Below are 24,505 nucleotides of genomic sequence, written 5' to 3' on the forward strand. Positions count from 1 at the left end.
AAATGAAATATATAAGGGCTTTTTTTCGAAGATTATTTGCTTTTTTGTATTTAAATTGTATAAAAATCTTTCATTTTAGGGGTTTTAAGTTTTATCCTTGGCAAGTTATTTCCCTTTCAACGAGGTTCGTAATTCACGATAAAGGCAAAATAACTTTGGGAAAAAAAATAGGCACGAGAAGGAACGTGGAATTTCGTGTCTCTAAAAATGGACAGATTAATGTTGGAGATAAGTCTTTTTTTAATAATGGATGTTTAATAAATAGTATGGCTCAAGTTGATATAGGATCAAACACTCAATTAGGCCCTAATGTTTTGGTATTTGATCATGATCATGATTTTAGAGCAGATGCTGGAATTAAAGCCGGAGAGTTTAGAGAATCTCCTATTAGAATAGGAAATAATGTTTGGATTGGAGCAGGATGTGTAATTTTACGCGGCACTACCATTGGAGATAATTGTGTTGTTGCTGCTGGTTCGGTACTTAAAGGTGAGTATCCATCTAATAAGATAATTGTACAAAAAAGAGAAACAGTTTACAAAGAAATAATAAATTCATCTAAAGTTAAGGGTGACAGTTACAATGACAAAGGTATTACAGATAATTGATAGTATGGATCGTGGCGGTGCTCAGGTATTTGTTATGAATGTTCTTAGGAATATTAATAGGGAGAAATTTCAGTTTGATTTTCTTGTGACTACATCCAAAAAATGTGCATATGATGAGGAAATAAGAGAAATGGGAGGGAGAATTTATCGAGTTCCAAGCAGACGAGAAGGGATTTTTAAAAATTGGAGTAAGCTAAAAGATTTTTTTAAGGATAATAAGTATGATGTTGTACATTTTCATACTAGTTGCCCATCTTATATTGAACCGTTAATTGCAGCAAAAAGGGCAGGGGTTAAAAAAATAATTTTACATAGTCATAGTTCATCGGGGCCAAGCGGTTTCTATCATAAAATAATGCGTCGTATATATAGACCTCGAATCAATAAGTTTGCAACTCATTACTATGCGTGCTCTAAAGATGCTGCAAATTGGATGTATGGGAATTTCATAAAATCTAACAATATCACTGTAATACCCAATAGTATAGATACAGCTAAGTTTATTTATAGTACTAAGATTGCTGAAATGAAGAGAAATGAGTTAGGCATATCAAAAGAAAGTTTGGTAATTGGACATGTAGGAAGATTTGCTAAAATGAAAAATCATGAATTCCTAATTGATATTTTTAAGTTTTTAAATGAAAAGCACCGTGATAGTAAACTCCTTTTGATTGGAGATGGAGTATTATTAGACTCTATTAGAAATAAATCTCAAGAATTAGGGGTTTTTGAGAATGTTCTATTTTTAAAGGAGAGAGAAGATGTACACGAATTAATGCAGTCTATGGATATTCTGGTTATGCCATCAATATACGAGGGTCTACCACTTTCATTAGTAGAAGCACAAGCAAGTGGATTACCTTGTATTGTATCTGATACTGTTTCAATGGAAACAGCATTAACGGATTTAATTGAGTTTGTATCGTTAGATGATAATATTAGCAATTGGTACGATCTGATATTAGAAAAAACGGGTGATAGAGACAGGGAGCAGTATAATAAGGTTGTTAAGAAATCTGGTTATGATATTTCTCAGACAAGTAAGATGTTAGAGAGAGTATATACAAATGGAAAAATGTAGTATGAAAAGGATGAAATCAATTGCACAAAAGACGTCAAATTCCTTGTAATTTAAAATATGGGTATTTAATGGCGATAGTATGTATAGTAAATAGTATTTTTGCTTATAAGGCTTTAGTTGGTGATTTTTCATTAGAATTAAATACTGGAAAAGCATCGGATGCTATTATAATAATGTCGTGGTTAGGTATTATTACTTTATTTTTTGCGGGATATACTTGGAAAAAGAAGCATAATGAAATTATTTCCCCATATATGATCTTTTTTTTCACATTATATATCTATTGTTATGGTCAATCTATCCCGTGGATTTGGGGGTTAAGTGATTTTTATAAAGACCTTGTTTTAAGAGAGAGCCAAAGCTTTATAGTACAGGCTCAAGCGTACTCATTACCATTCCTTTCTCTGTTTCATTTGTTTGCGTTACTTTTTTCCAATAATTCTAGTGTGAAGCGTGAAACATATGATAATAGGAGTGTGGATAATAGAGCATTATTTACAACAGGCGTATTCTTTCTTGTTATTTCTACACCAGCATTTTTAATTAACTTATTTACAACAGTTAATCTAGTTATAAGTCATGGTTATGGAGGAATTTATCATTACAGGCCAGACTATCCTAAGTTTATTGATATATTATTGTATATGGGAAAGTTTTTTGAAGCTTCCTTAATATGTATTTTAATATCTAGACATAAAAATGCAGTAATAAGGAATTCTGTACTCGCTGTATTCTTAATGAATATTGTCATATCGTTATACACTGGTGAGAGAAATGGGGCTGTGGTCTCAGTTTTGGTTATAGTATGCGTGTGGCACTATATAATAAAAATGATTAATAAAAAGGAAGGTTTAATTCTCGGAATTGTTGCGTATTTATTTGTTGGTATTCTTAATGCTGTTGCAGTAGTTCGTGGACAAGTGGGTCATGGCATTACAGATATAATTATTGTACTTTTTTCAAAAGGATTTAATATAATTGGTGATTTTGTAGGAGAAGTTGGATGGAGTTTGACTTCTGTAGGATATACTATGCAATTCGTTCCTAATATGGAGGATTTTAGATATGGAAGTACGTTTTTATACGGATTGTCTACAATTATACCAAACTTAGGCTTTTGGGAGATTCATCCTGCAACGGTTAATGCACAATTAAGTGAATGGCTTCAAAATATGTTAGGTATAAGCTATGGACCTGGTTATACAATGATTGCTGAAACATATATAAATTTTGGATGGTTTGGTCTAATCATGGCTTGTTTAGAAGGAGCAGCAATTGGTTGGCTATTATCAAGAGTAAATAAGAACACTGCACGAAATAAACTATCTACTTCCGCTTTTGTAATAATATTTTTACTTGTAGATCTACAATCACTTGTTCGATCTTCATTTGTTGTAGCGTTTCGTGATTTTGCTTATATTCTAGGGGCAATTTTTATTGTTTATATATTATATCGAAATCATTATCGACAGAAGCTGTAGGTATTCATTTTATTATTTTTATGTAGGGCTACATAGCATATGTCTTATTAATTGACAATATTTTGTGAATTGAATAGTAGATAAATAAGATAATATTTTCCTAAAATGGGGGCTCACAATAAGTTTAAAGTTAGTTTTCGAGGCAAATGAGATTTCTTCTTTATCAAGAAAAATAAATTAATGCAGTTTTAATGTACAAATGGCTGTGTGATGTTTATATCTCTCATTTGTCCTATATAATCAAAAGTAAAATTTTTATAGTGTATAATCATAACATTTGTAGGTAGAGTATCAAAAGTTGAAGAGCTATAATACTGGGGAATTTACATTTTCTTGATAGCTATTTTTTAGAAAGACACAAAGATAAAAGAAGATTCTATATTCATAAGAATATTAAAGAAGTGAGTATAGTAACAAATAAATTTGAGGTTATCCCCTTGTAAAGTAATTTAACTTGTTGAAAAGGTGAGGTATGAAACATATATTAAATTTAATAAAAAAAAATAAAAAATTAATATGGGGAATCTTGTGGGTAGGATTAGGTAGTGTGATATCTTCTGCCAGTGTGTATCTTAGTTCTTTGATAATTGCAAGACTTTTGGGCATAGAGATGTATGGGAAGTATGCAATAATACAGTCCAATGTATATACTTTCGCTGCTATAGCAAGTGCGGGACTGGGGATAACAGCTACTAAATTCGTGTCGCAATATAGGGATTCTAATAAGGAAAAATGTGCTCAGGTAATATCTACAATGAGGGTAATTTCATTAATTACGAGTATAGCTTTTACAGCAATTGTCATTGGGGCCTCTTCATATTATGCGACAAATGTATTAAAGGATAGTAGTATAATTAGTCTGTTAAAAGTAGCAGCTTTCTATATTCTTTTTACTACACTAAATGCTTTTCAGATAGGAACCTTATTGGGATTTGAACTTTTTAATAAAGTGGCACGTGTTAATTTAGTTCAAGGTATATTTAATATTGTGATGACGACGATTTGCACCCTTTTATTCGGGATTATGGGAGCAATATTTGCCCTATCGTTAAGTTCCTTTTTAATTTGGATATATAACCATATAATTCTTAAAAAGATATATAAAGAGAAAGAGATATCAATAACTAAAATAAATAAATTAGATATGGATATTACATATGGGTTTTTATTACCAGCGGCATTATGTGGGATTATTTCAGGAGTAATTACATGGGGGAGCACGAACCTTATTGTTACATTAAAAGATGGGTATAACGAGTTAGCAATGTATAACGCAGCAAATAATTATAAAATAATAATTCTATATATACCCAATTTAATAGGAAGGGTAATGTTACCAACGTTATCTAATTATAAGAGTATGCAAGATAAACAAAGATATAACTCTTTAGTAAAAGTTAATTTTGCGATAAATATAGCAATGTCAGGAATTGTAGGGCTCATTATTGTTGTAAATTCAAAGCTTTTCTTTGGTCTATATGGTAATGATTTTTATGATCATAGCACATTAATGACTGTAATTATAATTGGTGCAATGTTAGATGTCATTTCCAACTTAATTCTACAACTTTTAGTTATAGAAAATAAAATGTGGTCACAGTTTACTGTAGTAGCCTTAAGGTATTTAACGCTATTTTTGGTTACATTTGCTTTTAGGGATAGTCTTGGAGGAGTAGCTCTAGGATTGGGATATATGGTAAGTACTATTGTGAATTTAGTATATTACGTAGTGTATTACTTTAATCGATATAAGAGAATAAAAGCTAAAAGGATTAATAATTAAATTTTATAATGTGGATGAGGATTAGGAGAGAGTGAATACTGATAGAGGGAATATCATCTTTGTGGATATTGCTACCAGCGATTATACTTGTAGAAAAAAGTCGTAGCATAGCATTGTTAGATTAGTCCTAATTGTTACGAAGAAAGCTTAACTGGATGGAAAAGTTTGTAATGTTATGATCAGGCATTTTAGGTTTAGATTTGGAAAAGAACCAAAATTGTATAGGAGAATTCAATAGTTTAAGGTGAAAGAAAAATATGGAAAAATTAATGTTTAAGAATTTTATTGTAGTATTGAAATAAAAAAGCATTAATTTTAAAAGGTAGGGGAAAATTTATGTTTAAAGTAGCTGTAGCAGGAACAGGATATGTCGGTCTAGTAGCTGGTGTATGTTTTGCCGAAGTAGGGCATCAAGTAACTTGCGTAGATATTGATGAGAAAAAAGTAGAATTAATGAAATCAGGCGTTTCTCCAATTTATGAAGAGGGTTTAGATGAGTTAATGCAGAAAAATTTTGCTGCCGGCAGAATAGATTATACCACTGATTATAAATCAGCATACAAAGATGCAGATGCAATATTTATTGGTGTAGGAACTCCTGAACAAGCTGATGGTTCTGCAAATCTTTCATATATTGCAACTGTTGCGAAACAAATTGCTGAAAGTGTAGAAAAAGATTGCCTTGTTGTTGTAAAATCAACAGTTCCAATTGGAACAAATGATAAAGTTGAGCAGTTTATTCAAGACTTTTTAGTTAATGATGTGAGAGTAGAAGTTGCATCGAATCCAGAATTTTTAGCGCAAGGTTCTGCTGTTCACGATACGTTATATGCAGAAAGGATTGTTATTGGCACAGAAAGTAAGTGGGCTGAAGAAGTATTAATGAGTCTTTATAAACCATTCCACTTGCCAATTGTTTCTGTTAATAGAAGATCAGCTGAAATGATTAAGTATGCTTCTAATGATTTCTTAGCTCTTAAAATTTCTTATATGAATGATATTGCAAATCTTTGTGAATTAGTTGGAGCGGACATTCAAGATGTTGCAAAAGGTATGAGCTTTGATGAGCGTATCGGAAGTAAGTTCTTGAATGCAGGTATTGGATTTGGAGGATCATGTTTCCCTAAAGATACTAAAGCATTGGAGTATTTAGCGAGACAAAATGGTTACGAATTGAAAACGGTAAAAGCCGCTATTGATGTAAATAAGGACCAAAAGACTTTATTATACAAAAAAGCGAGTCAAAGGTTAATTACTTTCAACGGTCTTAAAGTAGCAGTGCTAGGATTAACATTTAAACCGGGTACAGATGATTTAAGAGAAGCTGCATCTCTTGAAAATATTCCGCTATTATTAGAGCAGGGTGCAGATATTTATGCATTTGATCCAGTCGGCGCAACTAATTTTGCGAAAGTGTATCCGGGGGGAAGAAATAAGAACGGAAATATCACATACGTTACAAATATTGAACAAGCTTTAGAAGGTGCAAATGTTTGCTTTATCTTTACAGAATGGGGAGAAGTTAAGGCACTAACTCCAGAAATGTATAAAAAGCTAATGAGAACACCTCTAATTTATGACGGAAGAAACATGTATGATGTTCAAGCTATGCAAGAAGCGGGTATAGAGTATCATTCTATTGGTAGGAAATCAACAAGTAGAGAACGTATGAAGGAGTTGGATAACATTGAATTACAAATCTCTAGATAATAGTAAAATATATTTTGTTACGGGAGTGGCCGGTTTTGTAGGATACTTCTTATCTAAAAAATTATTAGAACAAGGTTGCCAAGTAATAGGTATCGATAATATAAATGATTATTATGATGTGAATCTGAAATTTGCTCGTTTAGAAAATCTTAAGCCATATGAGAAATTTAACTTTATTAAAGGGGATATTTCTGATAAGGAAATGGTTAATAAGGTTTTTGAAGAATACAAACCGAATATTGTTGTAAATTTAGCTGCACAAGCAGGTGTAAGATATTCGATTGAAAATCCTGATGTATATATTCAAAGTAATGTTATTGGTTTTTATAATATTTTAGAAGCTTGCAGACATTATCCGATTGATCATCTTGTATATGCGTCGTCTAGTTCTGTTTATGGTGCTAATAAAAAAGTTCCGTTTGAAGAAACAGATTTTGTAGACAATCCAGTATCACTTTATGCATCTACTAAGAAATCAAATGAACTAATGGCTCATACATATAGTCATTTGTATAAGATTCCGGCAACTGGACTTCGTTTCTTTACGGTGTATGGCCCTATGGGACGCCCAGATATGGCTTACTTTGGATTTACTGATAAATATTTCGCTGGTGAATCGATTAAGATATTTAATAATGGTGATTTTGACAATGATCTGTATCGAGACTTTACTTATATAGATGATATTGTTGAAGGAATCCAACGTCTTTTAAACAATCCACCTAAAGGTGATGTTGAACATAAAGTATTCAATATTGGAAATAATAATCCTGAAAAATTAATGGTATTCATCGAGACACTAGAGAAAGCATTAAGTAAAGCTTTAGGAAGAGAAGTTGTATTTGAGAAAGTGTTTGAACCTATTAAGCCAGGAGATGTACCAGCTACGTATGCATCAACTGATTTATTACAGAAAGCGGTAGATTTTAAACCTAAAACTTCTATAGAAAAAGGTTTGCAAGAATTTTCTAATTGGTATGTAGATTATTATAAAGTGAAATAATCAAAACTTTGCATTACTGTACAGGAAATATACTAGTTATGGAATCTCGTTCTTAGTATAATAGACTAAGTTAATATTTATGTTATCTGAATATTTATTTTGAATAATAGAAAGAAGAGGTCTATAGCAATGAAAAAGAAAATCCTATTATGGATACTAGGGATTATAGGAGTAATGATTATAGGTGGAGGAGTATATGCCTATAATGTATATTCTAAAGTCTCAAAAACATTAGATGAAGTTCATAAGCCGTTAAAGCGTGACCAAGGTAATAAACAAGAAGAAAAAATTAGTAAATCTGAACCGGTTTCAATCCTATTATTGGGTGCAGATGAGCAGGGTGAAGACAAAGGTCGTTCAGATTCTTTAATGGTTATCACGTTAAACCCTAATAATAATTCAATGAAAACAGTAAGTATCCCTCGTGATACATATACAGAAATTGTTGGAAAAGGAAAAAGTGATAAGATCAACCATGCCTATGCATTTGGTGGCGTTGATATGTCTGTAGCGACAGTAGAAAAATTCTTGAATGTCCCGATTAACTATTATATTGAAGTGAATATGGAAGGCTTTAAAGATATCGTCGACGCAGTTGGCGGTGTTGATGTGAATAATGATTTGGAGTTTTCTGTTAGGGAACACCATTTTCAAAAAGGCAATATCCATTTAAACGGTGACCAAGCACTAGCATTTACACGTATGCGTAAGGAAGACCCTCGCGGAGACTTCGGACGCCAAATGCGTCAACGTCAAGTGATGCAGGCTGTTATTAAGAAGGGCGCAAGCTTCTCTTCTTTATCAAGCTATGGTGATGTGTTAACAGCGATTCAAAAGAATGTGAAGACAAACTTAACGCAAGATCAAATGTTTGATATGCAAAAGAACTATAAAGATTGCTTGAAAAATAGTGAGGATATCCAAATCCCAGGGGACGGACACAAAGCCGCTGATGGTATTTGGTACTATTATGTTCCAGATGCAGCAAAGCAAGATCTAACGAATAAGTTAAGAGCGCATCTTGAAGTGACTAAGTAATATGTAATAACCCAACTCCTTTGGTAGGAGTTGGGTTTATTTTTGCGTGAATTTATATTAGTATTATATGTTGTGAGAATAATAGATGAGGTGAATCGATGAATAAGAAAGCAGTACTTGTCCTAGTTATTTTTGTATTGTTTATCGCTTCGGTTGTGAGCGGTAAATTATATTGGAATAAGAAGATTGCGAATGCAACAGGGCAGACGAGTGAAGTAACGAAAACGAAGTCTGAAGTTAAAGATAGTGGAACGAAGAAATCAGAGAAGAAACAAGATGCGAAATCATCTTTTAATGAAGCATATGCGAAGAATTTACCAGATGAAGTGAAAGAGAAGTTAAAGAAAGCCGCTGAGGATAAAAAGGCAGTAAACCTTGTTATTGTTGGTGATGAAGCTTCTTCATCTGCAAAAGATGCTTGGGCAGCTAAGCTAACAGCTAATTTAGAAACTGCTTACGGTAAAGGTTTATGGAATGTGAAGGTAAAGGAATATAAGGGTGAAAGCACAGAAGAGTTAATTGCGAATAAACGTGATAAAGAGATTGCGAAGGAAAATCCAGATGTGATTTTATTTGAACCACCATTCATTACTGACAATGGTAAAACTGGTAATGGAAACTCTGTAGCAAGTACGCAAAAGTTTGTACAAGCACTTTCTACTAGCGCAAAGGGTGCTAAAATTATGATTCAGCCATCAAACCCAGTGTATGGTGCGAAGAATTATCCAAAAGCAATTGAGGCGTTAAAGCAATTTGCGACGCAAAATGGTTATACATATGTGGATCATTGGGGAGCATGGCCTGATGCATCAACGAAGGCTATCCTGCCGTACTTAACAGAAGAGTTTGGTTTCCCAAGTGCTAAAGGGCATGAAGTGTGGGCGCAATATGTAACGGATTATTTTATAGCTAAATAAAATCTGTAGGAAGGAAATCATTTGTTTTATAAAAGATAAATGATTTCCTTTTTTATTAACATTTAATAGTACTGGGGGTATACTTATGGCAATACTTGTAACGGGTGGAGCAGGATATATCGGTAGTCATACATGCGTAGAATTACTGAATAATGATTATGAAATTATTGTAGTAGATAATTTGTCAAATAGCTCAATAGAGTCTATCAATCGAGTGAAAGAGTTAACAGGAAAACAATTTAAGTTTTATAAAGAGGATCTTGAGAATTACGAGGCACTGAATAAAATTTTTGAGGAAAATACAATTGAAGCTGTTATTCACTTTGCTGGTTTAAAAGCTGTAGGGGAATCGGTAGCAAAGCCATTAATGTACTATAATAATAATATTATTAGCACATTAGTATTATGTGAAGTGATGCAAAAGCGTAATGTGAAGAAGATGATTTTTAGTTCATCTGCAACGGTATATGGTATTCCAGAAACATCACCAATTACGGAAGAATTTCCATTAAGTGCTACAAATCCATATGGTCAAACGAAATTAATGATTGAACAGATGATGCGTGATGTAGCATTTGCAGATGCGGCATGGAGTATCGCATTACTTCGTTATTTCAATCCATTTGGTGCACATGAGAGTGGAAGAATTGGAGAAGATCCAAACGGAATTCCAAATAACTTAATGCCATATGTCACACAAGTGGCAGTAGGTAAACTAAAGGAATTAAGTGTATTTGGAAATGACTATCCAACGAAGGATGGTACGGGCGTTCGTGATTACATACATGTTGTAGACTTAGCGAATGGTCACGTAAAGGCACTTGAAAAAGTACTGAATACAACGGGAGTAGATGCTTATAACCTTGGTACAGGTACAGGTTATAGTGTGCTTGAGATGGTTGAAGCATTTGAAAAGGTTTCAGGCAAGAAAGTTCCTTATAAAATTACGGAGCGTCGTCCTGGTGATGTGGCGGTATGTTTTGCAGATGCATCAAAAGCAAAACGTGAATTAGGATGGGAAGCAAAACGTGGATTAGAAGAAATGTGTGCAGATTCTTGGAGATGGCAATCAAATAATAAAAATGGTTATATCACAAAATAGCATTAAGGTTTTAGTGTACACACTATAGGTAATTGGGATAGATGTCTATGGTATAATATATTATAAATTAAATAGTTCTAAGCCTGAAAATTTAGCTATGTGGAAAGTGGGTATACAATGAATTCAATCCTAATCTGCGGCGGAGCTGGTTATATCGGTTCTCACGCTGTGAAAAGGTTAGTAGACGAAGGTTTATCTGTAGTAGTAGTAGATAACTTACAAACGGGTCATGAGGATGCAATTACGGAAGGTGCTAAGTTTTATAATGGCGACCTTCGTGATAAAGCATTTTTAAGAGATGTGTTTACACAAGAAAATATTGAGGCAGTTATGCACTTTGCAGCTGATTCTTTAGTTGGGGTTAGTATGGAGAAGCCTCTTCAATATTATAATAATAACGTGTATGGTGCACTTTGCTTATTAGAGGTAATGGATGAGTTTAAGGTAGATAAGTTTATTTTCTCTTCTACTGCGGCGACGTATGGTGAGGTAGATGTAGAACTTATTACTGAGGAAACGATGACAAATCCAACGAATACGTATGGAGAGACGAAGTTAGCAATCGAGAAGATGCTTCATTGGTATAGCCAAGCTTCTAATTTACGTTATAAGATTTTCAGATACTTTAACGTGGCTGGTGCAACTCCAAATGGTATTATTGGGGAAGATCACCGTCCAGAGACGCATTTAATTCCTCTTGTGCTGCAAGTGGCATTAGGTCAACGTGAGAAGATTATGATGTTTGGTGATGATTATAATACACCAGATGGTACTTGTATCCGTGATTATATTCATGTTGAAGATTTAGTAGCAGCTCACTTCTTAGGTCTTAAAGACTTACAGAACGGCGGAGAGAGTGATTTCTATAACTTAGGAAATGGTAATGGTTTCAGTGTTAAAGAAATCGTTGATGCAGTTCGTGAAGTTACAAATCATGAAATTCCAGCTGAAGTAGCACCGCGCCGTGCGGGAGATCCAGCACGTTTAGTTGCTTCTTCTCAGAAAGCGAAAGAGAAGTTAGGTTGGGATCCTAAGTATGTAAATGTGAAGACAATCATTGAGCATGCTTGGAATTGGCATCAGAAGAAACCTAATGGTTATGATAAGTAAGACTAATAAGTGAAGGAGAGGGTATTGTCGTTCAACATATGTTCGACAATACCCTCTCTTTTTTTATAAGATTTTTGCTATACTAAACTGTACTATAATACAGGATGGAAGGAGGAGAATGATGAAAATACTTGTAGTGGATGATGAATCGAGTATTCGTAATTTGATTCGGATGCAGCTTGAGATGGAAGGATATGAAGTGCTTACGGCGGCTGACGGGAGAGAAGCTTTAGAGAGATGGAATGAAGGACCGGATGTTTTGATTTTGGATGTTATGCTTCCAGATACAGATGGGTATGAGTTACTTCGTTTGTTCCGGGAGAAGGATCGGGATATTCCAGTGCTCATGTTAACTGCGAAGAGTCAGATGAATGATAAATTGCTTGGCTTGCAGCTTGGTGCAGATGATTATGTGACGAAGCCGTTTAATTATGCGGAGCTTATTCTTCGGGTCAAGAATATGACGCGGCGCGTGAAGAAGAAGGAGGTAACGGTAAGCCATGAAGTAATCGGGGCGGGAGAGATAACGATTTGTCCTAAGGAAAGAAAAGTGCATGTGAGTGGGCAAGAGATTCAGTTAACGTACCGAGAGTTTAATTTATGTCAGTTGTTTGTTTCCAATCCGCAGCGTGTATTTATGAGAGATGAGTTACTTGAGAAAGTATGGGGATTTGAGTATATCGGAAATACGAGAGCGGTTGATATTATGGTGCAAAGATTGCGGAAGAAGTTAGGGAATAGCGGAGAATATATTAAGACAATTTATGGCGTTGGTTATAAACTGGATTGTTAAGTGGTGATGGTATGTCTTTAAAAAGAAATATGGTGTTTGGAATTGTTGGGCTGTTAATCCCGATATTTGTGCTTTTGTACGCAGTTGTTTATATTACGTTAGAAAAGAATATGTATCATAACGCGGCAAATTCTTTAGAAAAGTTAAGTGTAGAAGCACAAATTTATACGATGAATTATTTAGAGAAGGAAGCAGAGGTAGAGACGCTCGGTCCGAATTCACTTTTAATTGCTTCGTATTTAGCGAAGCGCATGGATGTCCGTGTACAGATGATCGGGAAGAATGGGGATGTTGTGGCGGATACGCAAAAGGGAGCACTTCTTCACCGGAATATTGATATTGAGAGTTCCTTGAAGGGGAAGAAATCTTATGTGTTTGAAGAGGGAGACCCAGCTCCAATTCTTTTGTTTTCAAGCCCGGTTTATTATGGAAACGATGTCATTGGTAGTGTTCGTTTTATAAATGAGTTAACGGGTGAGAAGGAAGTGTTAACAAATGTCGGTTGGACGTTTTTAATGACGTCTCTTTGTCTCGTAGCTGCAGGTATTTTCTTTGCGATTCGTTTGGCAAAGTCTCTTCATAAGCCGATTGATAAGTTAAGGCAAATGGCGCACCGGCTTGCGAATGGTGATTATAAAAGTAAGATTGAGCTAAATGAATATGTGGAAATTGCGCAGCTTTCAGCGTCTTTTAATGCGATGGCTGATGGGATTGAACTACATATTAAGCAATTGAAGGAAGAGAAAGAGAAGCAGAAAGATTTCTTAGATCGCATTACGCATGAGCTAAAAACACCGCTAACGGCGATTATTGGCTATGTGGATTTAATTCCGAAGTTAAAGGAGAAGGAAGATGTACAGGAGAGCTTGCGCTATGTAGCTGTAGAAAGTGAGCGTTTATTATCACTTGTAGAGGAATTACTTAAGTCTTCAAAGTACGGGACGAGTACGTTTGAAATATCACCTACAGTTGTGAATATAAAGGAATTAGCTGAAGAAGCAGTTTCAATCGTGAAACCTCGTCTGCAGAAGTTTGAGATTGAAGTTATTAATGAGTTAACAGATGTATATGTTGTTGCCGATTTCGATAAGACGAAACAGATCTTCTTAAATGTGCTAGATAATACGATAAAATATAGCGATGCTACGCAAATTCGTATGAATGTCATTGTAAATGAACGTGAGGCGAAGGTGTTTGTTCATGATGATGGCATTGGTATAGATGAAGGTGTGCTGGCAGAGTGGAATGAATCGCCAGAAGGGAAGGTACTTTCTTCTAGTTACGGGAATGGTTACGGTTTGTATATTTGTCAGGAGATTATGAATAAGCAGGGCGGAAGTATGCGGATTGAGAGTAGTGAAGAGGTTGGTACTACCATATTTATCACATTCTTACTTCCGAGACGGATGGAAGACATAAAAAACTTGAAAGCGGTTAAATGATACATTTATGAAACAATTATGCGGTATTTTCGAAACAACGTTTTTTTATCTTGGAGGTAGGCAGAAATGAAAAGGCTATCATTTCAAATTCTTATACTTGTCTTTTGTATAATTGTTTCTCTTATTTTGTTTTATGTGATGGAGAAGCAAATATATAATCGGATCACAATCGTGAATGACAAACAAGCTGTTTTACAAAGAGTGAATGAATCCCTGCCTACTGAAATGAAGGTTAGGCATGAAAAGTGGGGAGAAATTGTTATAACGGATGAAGTTCGTTTGCATACGATTGTTTCATTCTTTGACCGAATTCAAATCAATCCGAGCGAAGCTAAGAATCAAGAACAAGTATTTACTGGAGAAGTAACGTACTTGAATGGAAAGAAACGTACTTTTGCAGTAGGTGACTTGTTCCAGTACGGGGCTGATATGTACGGAAAGAATGGTACGGATCCAATGATTTCAGCATTGCAAACGTATTTGTTAAGCCTGTATTACACACCAGAACGTATTCATGATTTTTTTGCGTCAGCACAGGATGTCATAGTACGCCAAGGTGGTGTAGAACGTGCGGTGAATGTTACGCACATACTTGATTCGATTCGGTATGCAAAGCAAATTACAGATTACGGAGAAATCCAGAAGTTATTACAATCACAGAATGAACCGATCGCTTATATTACCGCTTATAAAAATGGTAAGCGTATAAAGAATGAGCGTGAAGACATTCTTACTATTTCTGTGTATCCATCGTATTTTGTTGTGCAATATCTCGGTGATAATAATGGGAATGTCATGTATATGAAAAGCTCCCTCGCAAATGTATTTGTAAAGGAGAATGTGTCATGAGAAAGATAGCCTTTTTCTTCTTTTTGCTAGTAATTGGAGGAGCGATGTCTAGTTGCTCTCGAGATACAACCTCTATTAAATATAATAAAAGTGGTCTCCCTATTTTGAATGATCGTCATCTTGTTGCGTATGTAGCGGCTCGCGAGGAAGTTGGGGAAGCGTTGCTTTCATCATTTTGTAAACCACGCGGCTGTACGTATGAATTTATTCGTCTTTCGACAGAAGAGCTTCTTCGCAGGGTAGAAGAGGAAGCTGGAAATCCGAAAGCGGATATTATTATTGGCGGTACGGTAGACGCGCATCAAATGATGAAGCAAAAAAATCTATCTATTCCTGTTACGAGTCAGCATGCGAACCGTATTTCAAAAACTGTGAAAGATAAAGACGGTTATTGGTACGGTTATGAAGTAGAGAAGCTGGCAATTGCGATCAATAAAGAGCGGTGGAACGAAGAATTAGCACCGCTCGGACTTCCTTATCCATCGAGGTGGCAAGATTTATTAAATCCAGCATATAAGGGAAAGATTGTTATGCCAGATCCAAATGTTTCAGGAACAGCCTATACGTTTTTTCAATCACTTATTGATACTGTAGGTGAAGAGGAAGCGAAAGAATATGTTAAGAACTTTGCAGGGCAAGTTGGTGAAGTAACAGTGAATGGTTACATGCCAGTAGAGCTTGTTGCGAGTGGTGAGTATATGATAGGCATCAATTTCATGGGAGATCAGAGAATGCTTCAAAAACAAGGCTTTCCAGTTGTAAGTATCGTACCTGAGCAAACAGGGCTATCTGTTAATGCGATTTCGAAACTAAAACGTGCACCGAACGGTATTATTGCGGATTTATTTATTGATTATTGTTTATCAGAAGAAGCGGGTCACATTTTAGAAAAGGTTTCGTTTGGCGTGCCAACGATGTTTGCGAAGAACGAGAAAGAAATAGAAGGACAGCCGGTTAGAAGATCGAACCAACATATATCAAATAGTGGAATAATCGAGATATGGAATAGACAACGTCTCTCTCAGAAGTGAGAAAAGGAGACGAAAGAATATGTTTAAATGGCTCAAGCCAGCACCTGCAATTGAAAGATTGCCTGCGGATATGATCGACCGTGTATATCGATTACTACGTATTCGTGTGTTAATCAGAATTTCAGTTGGATATGCTGCTTATTATTTAGTTCGTAGTAACTTTACGTTATCAAGTACGTATTTAGTACAAGAATATGGTTTTAGTACAGCTCAAATTGGTCTACTAGGTTCAGTAATGGCAATTGTTTATGGATTTAGTAAGTTCTTTATGGGCAATTTATCAGATAAAGCTTTCGCCCAGCGCTTTATCGCGGTCGGTTTATTTTTATCAGGGCTTGTAAATATTTGCTTCGGTTTTGCATCTTCATTTGGGATGATTGTTACATTACTTGTTGTGAATGGTATTGTACAAGGTATGGGTGCACCACCTTGTAGTATCGTTATGACGAAATGGTTTTCAAAGAAAGAACGTGGTACGAAAACAGGTCTTTGGAATATTTCACATAACGTTGGTGGAATGCTTGTACCACCACTTGTCGGAATTGGTGTAGGTATTTTTGGTGAAAATCATTGGCAAGGCGGCGTGTTTATTTTCCCAGCGATTATCGCAATGGTAATTGCAGTTCTTGTTTGGATTAATGCGAAGGATACACCGGAATCAGAAGGTCTTCCTCCAATTGATGAGTATCGTAATGACTATGAAAATCTTGAAAAAGCAGATCATGCTAACAAGATGTCACCAAAAGAAATTTTAATGAAGTATGTAGTGAAAAATAAATTTGTATGGTTCTTATGTATTGCAAATGCATTCGTTTATTTAATTCGTTTCGGCGTTATTAACTGGGTTCCACTTTATTTAACGACAGTTAAAGGTTTCTCAAAAAATGAAGCACATGCGGCGTACGCAATCTTTGAAGGTATGGCAATTCCAAGTTCATTAATCGTTGGTCTTTTAAGTGATAAATTATTTAAAGGAAAACGTATGCCATTATGTATCATTAGTATGGTCGGAGTTGTTATTGGTACGTTTGTATATTGGCAAGCAACTAGCATACTTGTTGTAAGTATTGCAGTTTCTATTATCGGTTGTTTAATTTATGTACCACAATTCTTAATCGGTTTAAGTGCGATGGAATTAGTACCGAAATTTGCAGTAGGTACTACAGTCGGTATGTGTGGTCTGTTCGGTTACGTAGGCGGAAGTCTTGTAGCAAACGCAGCAATTGGTGTTATCGTTGATCGTTCTGGCTGGGATGGTTGCTTCATCTTACTATTAACAGGTGCTATTTTATCAACGATCTTCTTGTTCATCGTTCAACGTGGACATGAAAGCAAAGCTCCTAAAGCGGCGTAATATTTTGTTTGAAAAGCTATCCAATTATCATTTTGGATAGCTTTTCTTATATTACTATAATCTTTCCTTAAATCTATCTTAAAAGACATAATGTCATATTTCTAATCATTGGAATTTTTGTTACAATATAAATGGATGTGTAAAACTTTGTAAAAAGAATGTAATAATATGTAATTCATTTTCAGAAAGTTTTATACAATTTTTATATTAAACTATTAAGTTATAAAAAGGAGAGAGAATATGGTACCAAATACGGTTCGTACTCCAAACAAGAAGAAGAAATGGATTATTATCGGGGTTATTGCACTAATTGTTATTGTAGCAGCAGTTAATATTTTTGTAATGCAAGGGAAGAAGAAGGGGGCATCAACATCTGCTGATGCTGTAAGTTTCGAGAAGGTAACGGAGCGTAAGCTGAATAATACGAAGTTAATTTCAGGTCAAGTGAAGCCTGGGAATATTGAAAGTTTTTATGCGGATCCGGCTAAAGGAAAAGTGAAAGATATTGAGGTAAAAGAAGGACAAGAGGTAGAGAAAGGTGCGAAGTTATTCTCTTATGATAATGAAGAGATTAATCTTCAAATGAAGCAAGCTGAGCTTGATCAGAAGATGGCAGATATGCGTTATGATCAAGGGAAGAAGAAAATTGATTCGTTGAAGAAAGAAATTAAGAAGGCGAAAGATAGCGGAGCTGGGAAAGAAGTAACAGATCCGATGGAAGAGCAAGTAAGTGAGCTGGAGATGGCGCAAAAGACAACTGATCTTGAGAAAGAGAAAGGGAAGTTGCAGAAAGAAGAGTTAAGTAAAAAGCAGAAAGAGCTTACGATTTATAGTAACTTTGCGGGTGTCGTTCAAAAGTTAGATAAAGATGCGGCGCAAAGTTCATCTCAAGCGTTAGGTGGTCAAGGGAAAGCCTTTTTACAAGTGGCTTCTAAAGATCCGTTCCAAATTCAAGGGACGTTAACTGAGCTTCAAAAATCACAAATTCAAAAAGATCAAACATTTACTGTTACTGCGAAAGCAAATAATAAGAAGAAGTGGACAGGTAAGATTACAGAAGTAAGTGAATTCCCAACAAGTGCAGAGATGGCACAAGCTGGCGGTATGGGTGAAGCGACTCAAAATATGTCTCAATATACATATAAAGCAAGTCTTGATAGTCAAGATGGTTTATCTCCAGGTTATCACGTTTCTCTGCAAGTAAATTTAGAGAATAAGAAGATGGTTGCTGTTCCGACTAAGAGCATTGTAGAAAAAGGTGATGATGCATTTGTTTATGTTGAGGATAAAGGAAAGCTTCGCAAACAAAATGTGAAAAAAGGTTCTACTGATGGAGACTGGACAGAGATTACTGAAGGCGTAACAGTGGGGCAAAAGGTGGTTAAAAATCCTTCCGACGATGTGTATGACGGAATGGAAGTGAAAGAGAAATGATTACGTTAAATAATATTGCTAAAACGTATTATCAAGGAAAATTGGCAGTGCCGATTTTGCATGGTATTAGTTTAACAATTCAAGGCGGGGAGTTCGTTTCGATTATGGGACCTTCTGGTTCTGGTAAGTCAACGCTTATGAATATTATCGGCTGTTTAGATCGTCCAACAGAAGGCGAATATATGTTGAATGATGTGAATATCTTAACAGCAGACGAGTCAAAGCTTGCTTTAATTCGTAATGAATATATCGGTTTTGTGTTTCAGCACTTTAATTTGCTGCCACGTCTTTCAGCAGTCGAAAATGTTGAGCTTCCGCTCGTATATGGCGGCATAAAGAAAGCAGAGCGTCGGAAGCGTGCTTTAGAGGCGTTAGGTAAAGTTGGATTAGCAGACCGCGTGCATCATTTACCGAACGAATTGTCAGGTGGACAGAAGCAGCGTGTCGCAATTGCAAGAGCGATCGCGAATAATCCAACGTTCATTATGGCCGATGAGCCGACTGGTGCGCTTGATACGAAGTCTGGTGAGCAAGTTATGGATATTTTCACGAAGCTTAATGCAGAAGGTACAACAATTGTTATGGTTACGCATGAAGAGGAAGTAGCGGCGTATTCTTCCCGACGCATTGTACTGCGAGACGGGAAAATTACAGAAGATAGAAGGTGTGCGGTATGAGTTTACTAGATAGTATAAAAATTGCCCTCTCTTCTATTTTAGCTCATAAACTGCGTTCAGCTCTTACGATGCTAGGTATTATTATCGGCGTTGGTTCTATTATTACTATCGTTGCAATTGGGCAAGGCGGAGAAGCGATGCTGAAGTCGAAATTCGCAGGTTCTGGCGGTAATAATCTTATGCCAATTCAATTTAAAGCAGATATTAATGATGAGTTTAATATGGGCGGGCATGAAATACCGAAGTTAACGGAAGAAGATATTCTGGAAGTAAAACAAGTGAAGGATGTATCCCACGTTATTACAACAAATCAGGGGATGGAGATACTTGATGTAAATGATAAAAAGGCAAATCTGAATGTTATTGGTCTTGATAATGAATATTTTGCAGTTAATAAAGTAAAGGTCGTAAAGGGACGTACTTTAAGTGAATCAGATATTACTCATGCAAATAACGTTATGATGATTAGTACAAAAACAGAAGAAACGTTATTTAAGGACGTAAACCCAGTTGGACAAATTATTGAGATGAAGGGGCAGCCAATGCAAATTGTTGGTGTGTATACATCTGATAATGAATTTATGGGATTTGAAATGGAAGAAGGATTAATCCCCCTTACGCTATGGCCTATTTTATTCGGAACAGATGATATTCAAAATATCGCAATTCAAGCTAAAAATGTAGATGATTTAGAAAAGGCTGGGAAACAAGCTGTTGATGTATTAAATAGTCGTAAGCCAAGTGAAATTCCAGGTAAATATGAACTGGTGAACTTAAAAGAATTCCAAGAAAATGTTTCTAAAGTAACTAACATCATGACGATGATTATCGGTGGTATCGCAGGTATTTCATTAGTCGTTGGTGGTATTGGTGTTATGAACATTATGCTCGTATCCGTAACGGAGCGTACGCGCGAAATTGGAATACGTAAAGCACTTGGAGCAACGCGTAGTAAAATTTTATTACAGTTTTTAATTGAAGCAGTTATGTTGACACTTCTAGGCGGCTTAATCGGAATTGGTCTTGGATATGGCGTAGCATATATCGTTTCCACATTTGCAAAATGGCCACCTCTTGTTTCATGGGAAGTTGTCGTCGGCGGCGTATTATTCTCGATGACACTCGGTATTATCTTTGGATTAATTCCAGCGAATAAAGCTGCGAAATTAGACCCAATTGAAGCATTACGTTATGAGTAATTACTAGTGTAGTAGAACTAAACATTACCGTTCTAGTGGGCGGTTCGTAGCCTCTATATGAGGAAGTGAACCGCCCGTTAGAACGGGTTATATACATAGAAGGGGGCGTATAATGGAAGCTAATGTGAATACACAAAAAGCTGGCGGAGAGAGACCGTCATTGTTTGGAATGATTACTTCTCCTGCTTTACAGTTTGAGAGAATGAAGACGAGCGAGAAAGTTTGGGGTATGTTCTTCTTAATGGCGCTATTACAGGGGCTTTTAAGTGGTCTTACTACGTACGTTACGAATACTTCACCTGAGATGGTTAAAATGAAAAAAGAATTAGGTGAATTTGCAGGACAGAGTTCACTGACATCCGACGTTATTTCTGGTATTGTGTCGGGTGCTGTAGGTGGTATGTTTGCAATAATCGTTGTAGCAGCTATCTATAAAGTATTTATGATGTTCTATGGGAATGATACCTCTTATAAAAAATTAGTAACGATTGTTGTATATGCGAACATTGTTGCTATTATTGGTGGATTTATTAATGGAATTATAGCTTTAATTTTAGGTGAAGCACCAAATGCATATACAAGTTTAGGACCACTATTTGAGCAAGGTTCACTCGCTTATGGAATCGGTAATACAATTGAAGTGTTCTATTTATGGAATATCGTTTTAATTTGGTTAGGACTGCAAATTACAGCGGGAGTAAGTAAAGTGAAAGCAGCTATTCCAATTATCGTTTTATTTATTATTAAAGCGTTATTCTTAGCAGCGATCGTTATGTTAATTGCGGCATTTTTACCAAATGTGCCAGTATAAATAAGGAGGCGTTATAATGGAGGCAAATATTAATACGCAAGATGCAGGTGGAAAGAAGCCATCATTATTTGGAATGATTACTTCTCCAGGTGAACAGTTTGAGAGAATGAAGACGAAAAGTCCGGTTTGGGTCGCATTTGTCTTATTCGTTTTATTAGGAACACTTATGGCAACAGGTGCAGCATACTTAACATTAATTAATACGCCAGAGATGGCAAAAGAGTTAAACGGTGAAGCGGGCGCAATGATAAAAGGATTTGCACTTGGTGGTGGAGCACTTGTTGGTGTAATAGGTACCCCTATAGGGCTATTTATTGCAGCTGGTTTTTATAAAATTATTATGATGTTTATGAGCAATGATACTCCGTACATGAAGATACTATCTATTTACTTATATGCTAATCTTGTTTATTATATCGGCGGATTGTTAAATGTAGCGTTAGGCTTTGTATTTGATGGAAATGGTGTTGATATTTATACAAGTTTAGCTCCTTTATTCGAAAAAGGGACAGTGTTACATGGAATTGGTTCTTCAATTGAAATCTTCAATATTTGGAGTTTGGTTTTAACGGGACTAGGATTACACATTGTAGCTGGTTTAAGTAAGAAACAAGCTACAACATTAATCGTAATTTTCTTCGTTCTATCAGTTGCATTAGGTGTTGTAAAAGGGTTAACTGGTATTGGTGCATAATACATTTGTTAAGAAAGGTGGCTCTCCCGAGAGTCACCTTTTTTATTTGTACCTTTACTTCAAATACCGCCGTTGAAATTTCAAATACAACCTAGTGTAATTTTAAATTTCAGCGATAGTATTTAAAATTACTCACAGTGAATTCCCCTCTTTATTTTTATATTGTGGAGGTACCGGCGGAATAATAAAGAGGTATACCTTTTAGAAGTAGGTACTGTGTGAAGCCAGCGACTTTTAAAGAGGCAGCTTTGTTGTATGAAGGATTGATTGTAAATCAAATAAAGAGGTTAGGGATCTATCAAGATTATGAAGAGTATTATCAATGTGGGTTAATCGGTCTTTGGCATGCGTATGAAAAGTTTGATGCGGAGAAAGGGAGTTTTCCTGCATATGCAGTTGTAACGGTGCGTGGTTATATATTAGAAAGGTTGAAGAAAGAGTTTGCAGTGCAAGAAAAGTGTGTATGTGTAGGAGCATATGAGGATATCTTTCATTTTGAAGATATTGAAATGAAAGCGAAGGATTTTATGAGTGTATTAGATGAGAAGGAGAAGTATATTATTTTTGAGCGTTTTTTTGTAGGAAAGACGATGGGGGAAATCGCTTTAGAGACAGAGATGACCTATTATCAAGTGAGGTGGATGTATCGGCGAGCACTTGAGAAAATGCGAAATAGCTTAAGAGGATAAACATGATCATAAGAATGGAAGGCAAGTAATATTGCTTTCCATTCTACTTATTCTGTTAAGGTAGTAAATGTAGTAAGAGGCTTTTAAATTGTAGTGAATCTTGCATGTTCATACGTGATAATACATATCCGGCTTTTAATAATTGTTGTTTTAACTTATGTTGACTGATATGTATAGTTGTAGTTGTACCATTTGAAAAATGAATGGTAGCTTTTTTACTTTTTTTGAAAAACTCTATGTCATCTATATGGTTATAAAATAGCCATATACAGTTTGGAGAAGAAGGAGACTCTGTTGGGAAAGCACAAATATATTCTCGATGATTAATTGGAATCGGCACATTTCGTTTGAAATGAAAGTTTGTTTGAACTGCTTTCCGTCTACCTTGATAAGTAGAGTGAACATTGGTTAGACAAGATTGTTTGATAAGTTGGAGAGCAGTTTGACAGGAGTAAAGATGGTTCCCGCTACTTTCGATAATCTTTGTTTGATAGTAAGGGTGCTTGTGTGGTTCTAACATCATTGTAGAATTAGAAATAATAATATCATTTTCGTCATTCATAAATTCAATTCCCCCTTTATAAATGATAATAATTCTCAATATAATTATATACGAATTAAGTAAATTAATTGTTAATCTTTTATTTCATATTGTAAATTTTAGCTATTCGTTTACAATCAATAGATGATAGTCTTTCTAATTTGCATCGCTTGTACATATATATGAAAATAGAAAAGAGTAGGCGGTGAGATAGTATGAAGAAAAGGTATATTATTATGGCTCTAGTTGTTGTTCTTCTAGTATATTTAGCAAATAGTAATCCGAGTAAAGGTGAATATACGGATTGGGCAGCGAAGCAGTTTATGAAACGTAATGATGTAAGTAAGAAGCTAGACGAAGTTCAAAAGGAAAATGAAGAGGGGCTCCTTGGTGATTTAGCATCGGCTGGTAAGAAGTTGGCGAAAAAATATGTTGAGCCGCAAGTTGGATTGTTAATCGATCATTATACGAAGCGAGATGATTATATATTCTTCTCAACATATAAGACGGAATTTGATATCGGCGGAGAACACTATAAATATGTATGCGTCGGTTTTTCAAAAATCTTTATTCCAATTGAAATGCCGAAGAAAAAAGACGAATCTGCAAAATGATGCAGATTCGTCTTTTTGTCTATAAGGTAATGGGAACTTCAGATACAGTCCTTTCTACGAGACGAGCTCCTTTTTTTCGGGTATTTTCATTAATTGATGAAAATACAGATGAGGCAAGGATCGTATCCATTACTTGATTTACGACTTGTGCATCGACGGGCGTGATCGGCTTCTCGATAGAAAAGACAACTGTTTTTCCATCTTCTTTCGCGAAAATTAATTCTAGTACTTGCATACGTTGATTCCTCCTTTTTATTTATTTTGTAATCAGTGGGGCATCCCCACTGATTACATTTCCACCTTAAAGGGTAGAAAGATCTGATGTGCTAACAAGTTGTACAGCGTGAAGTGGTGATGCTTGTAAAGAAGCAAGAGCACGTGCTACGTTTTGTACTTGCTCTAAGTTTGCGTTTGTTTTTACGCGCTTAAATTGTTTGTTCTTAAAAACTGTTTTTCCATTCTTATCTAATCCATTGTTTAAGACGAGACGTAAAGTTAAATCCATTACGATTGTTTCGACTGCCATGTTTATCACCCCCTTTCA

25 protein-coding genes are annotated in these 24,505 nt (G+C 35.5%); 22 read left to right on the plus strand and 3 right to left on the minus strand.

The window, feature by feature from the left end; genetic code table 11:
* Nucleotides 1-2: 2 nt before the first annotated feature.
* From PDQ68_RS20830 to PDQ68_RS20930, 21 genes are all read left to right on the plus strand, one after another.
* Nucleotides 3-608 carry an acyltransferase gene (locus tag PDQ68_RS20830; RefSeq protein WP_061184204.1) on the plus strand — a complete coding sequence of 202 codons (606 nt, stop codon included), beginning with the start codon at nt 3-5 and terminating at the stop codon, nt 606-608.
* On the plus strand, nt 583-1,689 hold the full coding sequence (locus PDQ68_RS20835; RefSeq protein WP_061184205.1) for a glycosyltransferase family 1 protein: 1,107 nt from the start codon (nt 583-585) through the stop codon (nt 1,687-1,689). Before PDQ68_RS20830 ends, PDQ68_RS20835 begins: the two co-directional genes overlap by 26 nt.
* 20 nt (nt 1,690-1,709) lie before the next feature.
* The gene (gene wzy, locus PDQ68_RS20840; protein WP_061184206.1) at nt 1,710-3,170 is read left to right on the plus strand and encodes an O-antigen polysaccharide polymerase Wzy; all 1,461 of its coding nucleotides are present in this window, start codon (nt 1,710-1,712) and stop codon (nt 3,168-3,170) included.
* A gap of 472 nt (nt 3,171-3,642) precedes the next feature.
* Nucleotides 3,643-4,953 (plus strand): oligosaccharide flippase family protein, encoded by a 1,311-nt coding sequence (locus PDQ68_RS20845; RefSeq protein WP_270786937.1) that lies wholly within the window; start codon nt 3,643-3,645, stop codon nt 4,951-4,953.
* A 336-nt stretch (nt 4,954-5,289) separates the two neighbouring features.
* Nucleotides 5,290-6,663 carry a UDP-glucose dehydrogenase family protein gene (locus tag PDQ68_RS20850; protein WP_270786938.1) on the plus strand — a complete coding sequence of 458 codons (1,374 nt, stop codon included), beginning with the start codon at nt 5,290-5,292 and terminating at the stop codon, nt 6,661-6,663.
* Nucleotides 6,641-7,666 (plus strand): GDP-mannose 4,6-dehydratase, encoded by a 1,026-nt coding sequence (locus PDQ68_RS20855; protein ID WP_061184209.1) that lies wholly within the window; start codon nt 6,641-6,643, stop codon nt 7,664-7,666. The genes PDQ68_RS20850 and PDQ68_RS20855 overlap by 23 nt, the downstream gene beginning before the upstream one ends.
* Before the next feature lie 129 nt (nt 7,667-7,795).
* A complete protein-coding gene (gene tagU / locus PDQ68_RS20860; RefSeq protein WP_061184210.1) occupies nt 7,796-8,704 on the plus strand; it encodes a polyisoprenyl-teichoic acid--peptidoglycan teichoic acid transferase TagU in 909 nt (302 codons plus the stop codon).
* 98 nt (nt 8,705-8,802) lie between these two features.
* Complete coding sequence (locus PDQ68_RS20865) at nt 8,803-9,621, plus strand: SGNH/GDSL hydrolase family protein (RefSeq protein WP_061184211.1); 819 nt, start codon at nt 8,803-8,805, stop codon at nt 9,619-9,621.
* A gap of 85 nt (nt 9,622-9,706) precedes the next feature.
* Nucleotides 9,707-10,723 carry a UDP-glucose 4-epimerase GalE gene (gene galE / locus PDQ68_RS20870; RefSeq protein WP_061184212.1) on the plus strand — a complete coding sequence of 339 codons (1,017 nt, stop codon included), beginning with the start codon at nt 9,707-9,709 and terminating at the stop codon, nt 10,721-10,723.
* A 117-nt stretch (nt 10,724-10,840) separates the two neighbouring features.
* Entirely contained in the window at nt 10,841-11,833 is a 993-nt protein-coding gene (gene galE, locus PDQ68_RS20875; protein ID WP_061184213.1) for a UDP-glucose 4-epimerase GalE, read from the plus strand.
* A gap of 121 nt (nt 11,834-11,954) precedes the next feature.
* Nucleotides 11,955-12,626, plus strand: a complete 672-nt coding sequence (locus PDQ68_RS20880; RefSeq protein ID WP_000699577.1) for a response regulator transcription factor — start codon at nt 11,955-11,957, stop codon at nt 12,624-12,626.
* 11 nt (nt 12,627-12,637) lie between these two features.
* Entirely contained in the window at nt 12,638-14,068 is a 1,431-nt protein-coding gene (locus PDQ68_RS20885) for a HAMP domain-containing sensor histidine kinase (protein ID WP_061184214.1), read from the plus strand.
* Nucleotides 14,069-14,134: 66 nt separating this feature from the next.
* Nucleotides 14,135-14,917, plus strand: a complete 783-nt coding sequence (locus PDQ68_RS20890; RefSeq protein WP_061184215.1) for a DUF3919 family protein — start codon at nt 14,135-14,137, stop codon at nt 14,915-14,917.
* The gene (locus PDQ68_RS20895) at nt 14,914-15,948 is read left to right on the plus strand and encodes an ABC transporter substrate-binding protein (RefSeq protein ID WP_016718967.1); all 1,035 of its coding nucleotides are present in this window, start codon (nt 14,914-14,916) and stop codon (nt 15,946-15,948) included. The genes PDQ68_RS20890 and PDQ68_RS20895 overlap by 4 nt, the downstream gene beginning before the upstream one ends.
* Before the next feature lie 19 nt (nt 15,949-15,967).
* Nucleotides 15,968-17,302, plus strand: coding sequence for an MFS transporter (gene pgtP / locus PDQ68_RS20900; RefSeq protein ID WP_270786940.1), 1,335 nt, complete (start codon nt 15,968-15,970; stop codon nt 17,300-17,302).
* 240 nt (nt 17,303-17,542) lie between these two features.
* Nucleotides 17,543-18,736 (plus strand): efflux RND transporter periplasmic adaptor subunit, encoded by a 1,194-nt coding sequence (locus PDQ68_RS20905; RefSeq protein ID WP_016718966.1) that lies wholly within the window; start codon nt 17,543-17,545, stop codon nt 18,734-18,736.
* A complete protein-coding gene (locus PDQ68_RS20910; RefSeq protein WP_000631615.1) occupies nt 18,733-19,413 on the plus strand; it encodes an ABC transporter ATP-binding protein in 681 nt (226 codons plus the stop codon). Before PDQ68_RS20905 ends, PDQ68_RS20910 begins: the two co-directional genes overlap by 4 nt.
* Complete coding sequence (locus PDQ68_RS20915) at nt 19,410-20,612, plus strand: ABC transporter permease (RefSeq protein ID WP_061184217.1); 1,203 nt, start codon at nt 19,410-19,412, stop codon at nt 20,610-20,612. The genes PDQ68_RS20910 and PDQ68_RS20915 overlap by 4 nt, the downstream gene beginning before the upstream one ends.
* A 112-nt stretch (nt 20,613-20,724) precedes the next feature.
* Nucleotides 20,725-21,423: a YknW family membrane protein gene (gene yknW / locus PDQ68_RS20920; protein ID WP_016718964.1), complete on the plus strand. Its 699-nt coding sequence runs from the start codon at nt 20,725-20,727 to the stop codon at nt 21,421-21,423.
* 16 nt (nt 21,424-21,439) lie between these two features.
* Nucleotides 21,440-22,117 (plus strand): YknW family membrane protein, encoded by a 678-nt coding sequence (yknW, locus tag PDQ68_RS20925; protein WP_016718963.1) that lies wholly within the window; start codon nt 21,440-21,442, stop codon nt 22,115-22,117.
* A 218-nt stretch (nt 22,118-22,335) separates the two neighbouring features.
* Nucleotides 22,336-22,806, plus strand: a complete 471-nt coding sequence (locus PDQ68_RS20930; protein ID WP_061184218.1) for a sigma-70 family RNA polymerase sigma factor — start codon at nt 22,336-22,338, stop codon at nt 22,804-22,806.
* 55 nt (nt 22,807-22,861) lie between these two features.
* On the opposite strand, the gene PDQ68_RS20935 is transcribed toward PDQ68_RS20930, so the two are convergent.
* Nucleotides 22,862-23,368 (minus strand): competence protein ComK, encoded by a 507-nt coding sequence (locus PDQ68_RS20935; protein WP_000997441.1) that lies wholly within the window; start codon nt 23,366-23,368, stop codon nt 22,862-22,864.
* 194 nt (nt 23,369-23,562) lie between these two features.
* Here PDQ68_RS20935 and PDQ68_RS20940 point away from each other — a divergent pair, with 194 nt between their 5' ends.
* Nucleotides 23,563-23,961 (plus strand): DUF4359 domain-containing protein, encoded by a 399-nt coding sequence (locus PDQ68_RS20940; protein ID WP_000747726.1) that lies wholly within the window; start codon nt 23,563-23,565, stop codon nt 23,959-23,961.
* A gap of 19 nt (nt 23,962-23,980) precedes the next feature.
* Here the strand turns inward: PDQ68_RS20940 and PDQ68_RS20945 are convergent, their stop codons facing one another.
* Entirely contained in the window at nt 23,981-24,196 is a 216-nt protein-coding gene (locus PDQ68_RS20945) for a DUF2922 domain-containing protein (RefSeq protein ID WP_016718961.1), read from the minus strand.
* A gap of 66 nt (nt 24,197-24,262) precedes the next feature.
* Nucleotides 24,263-24,487, minus strand: a complete 225-nt coding sequence (locus PDQ68_RS20950; RefSeq protein WP_000257707.1) for a DUF1659 domain-containing protein — start codon at nt 24,485-24,487, stop codon at nt 24,263-24,265.
* Nucleotides 24,488-24,505: the final 18 nt, after the last annotated feature.

It is taken from the genome of Bacillus cereus group sp. Bc010 (assembly GCF_027716745.1).
GTDB classification, from domain to species: domain Bacteria; phylum Bacillota; class Bacilli; order Bacillales; family Bacillaceae_G; genus Bacillus_A; species Bacillus_A pacificus.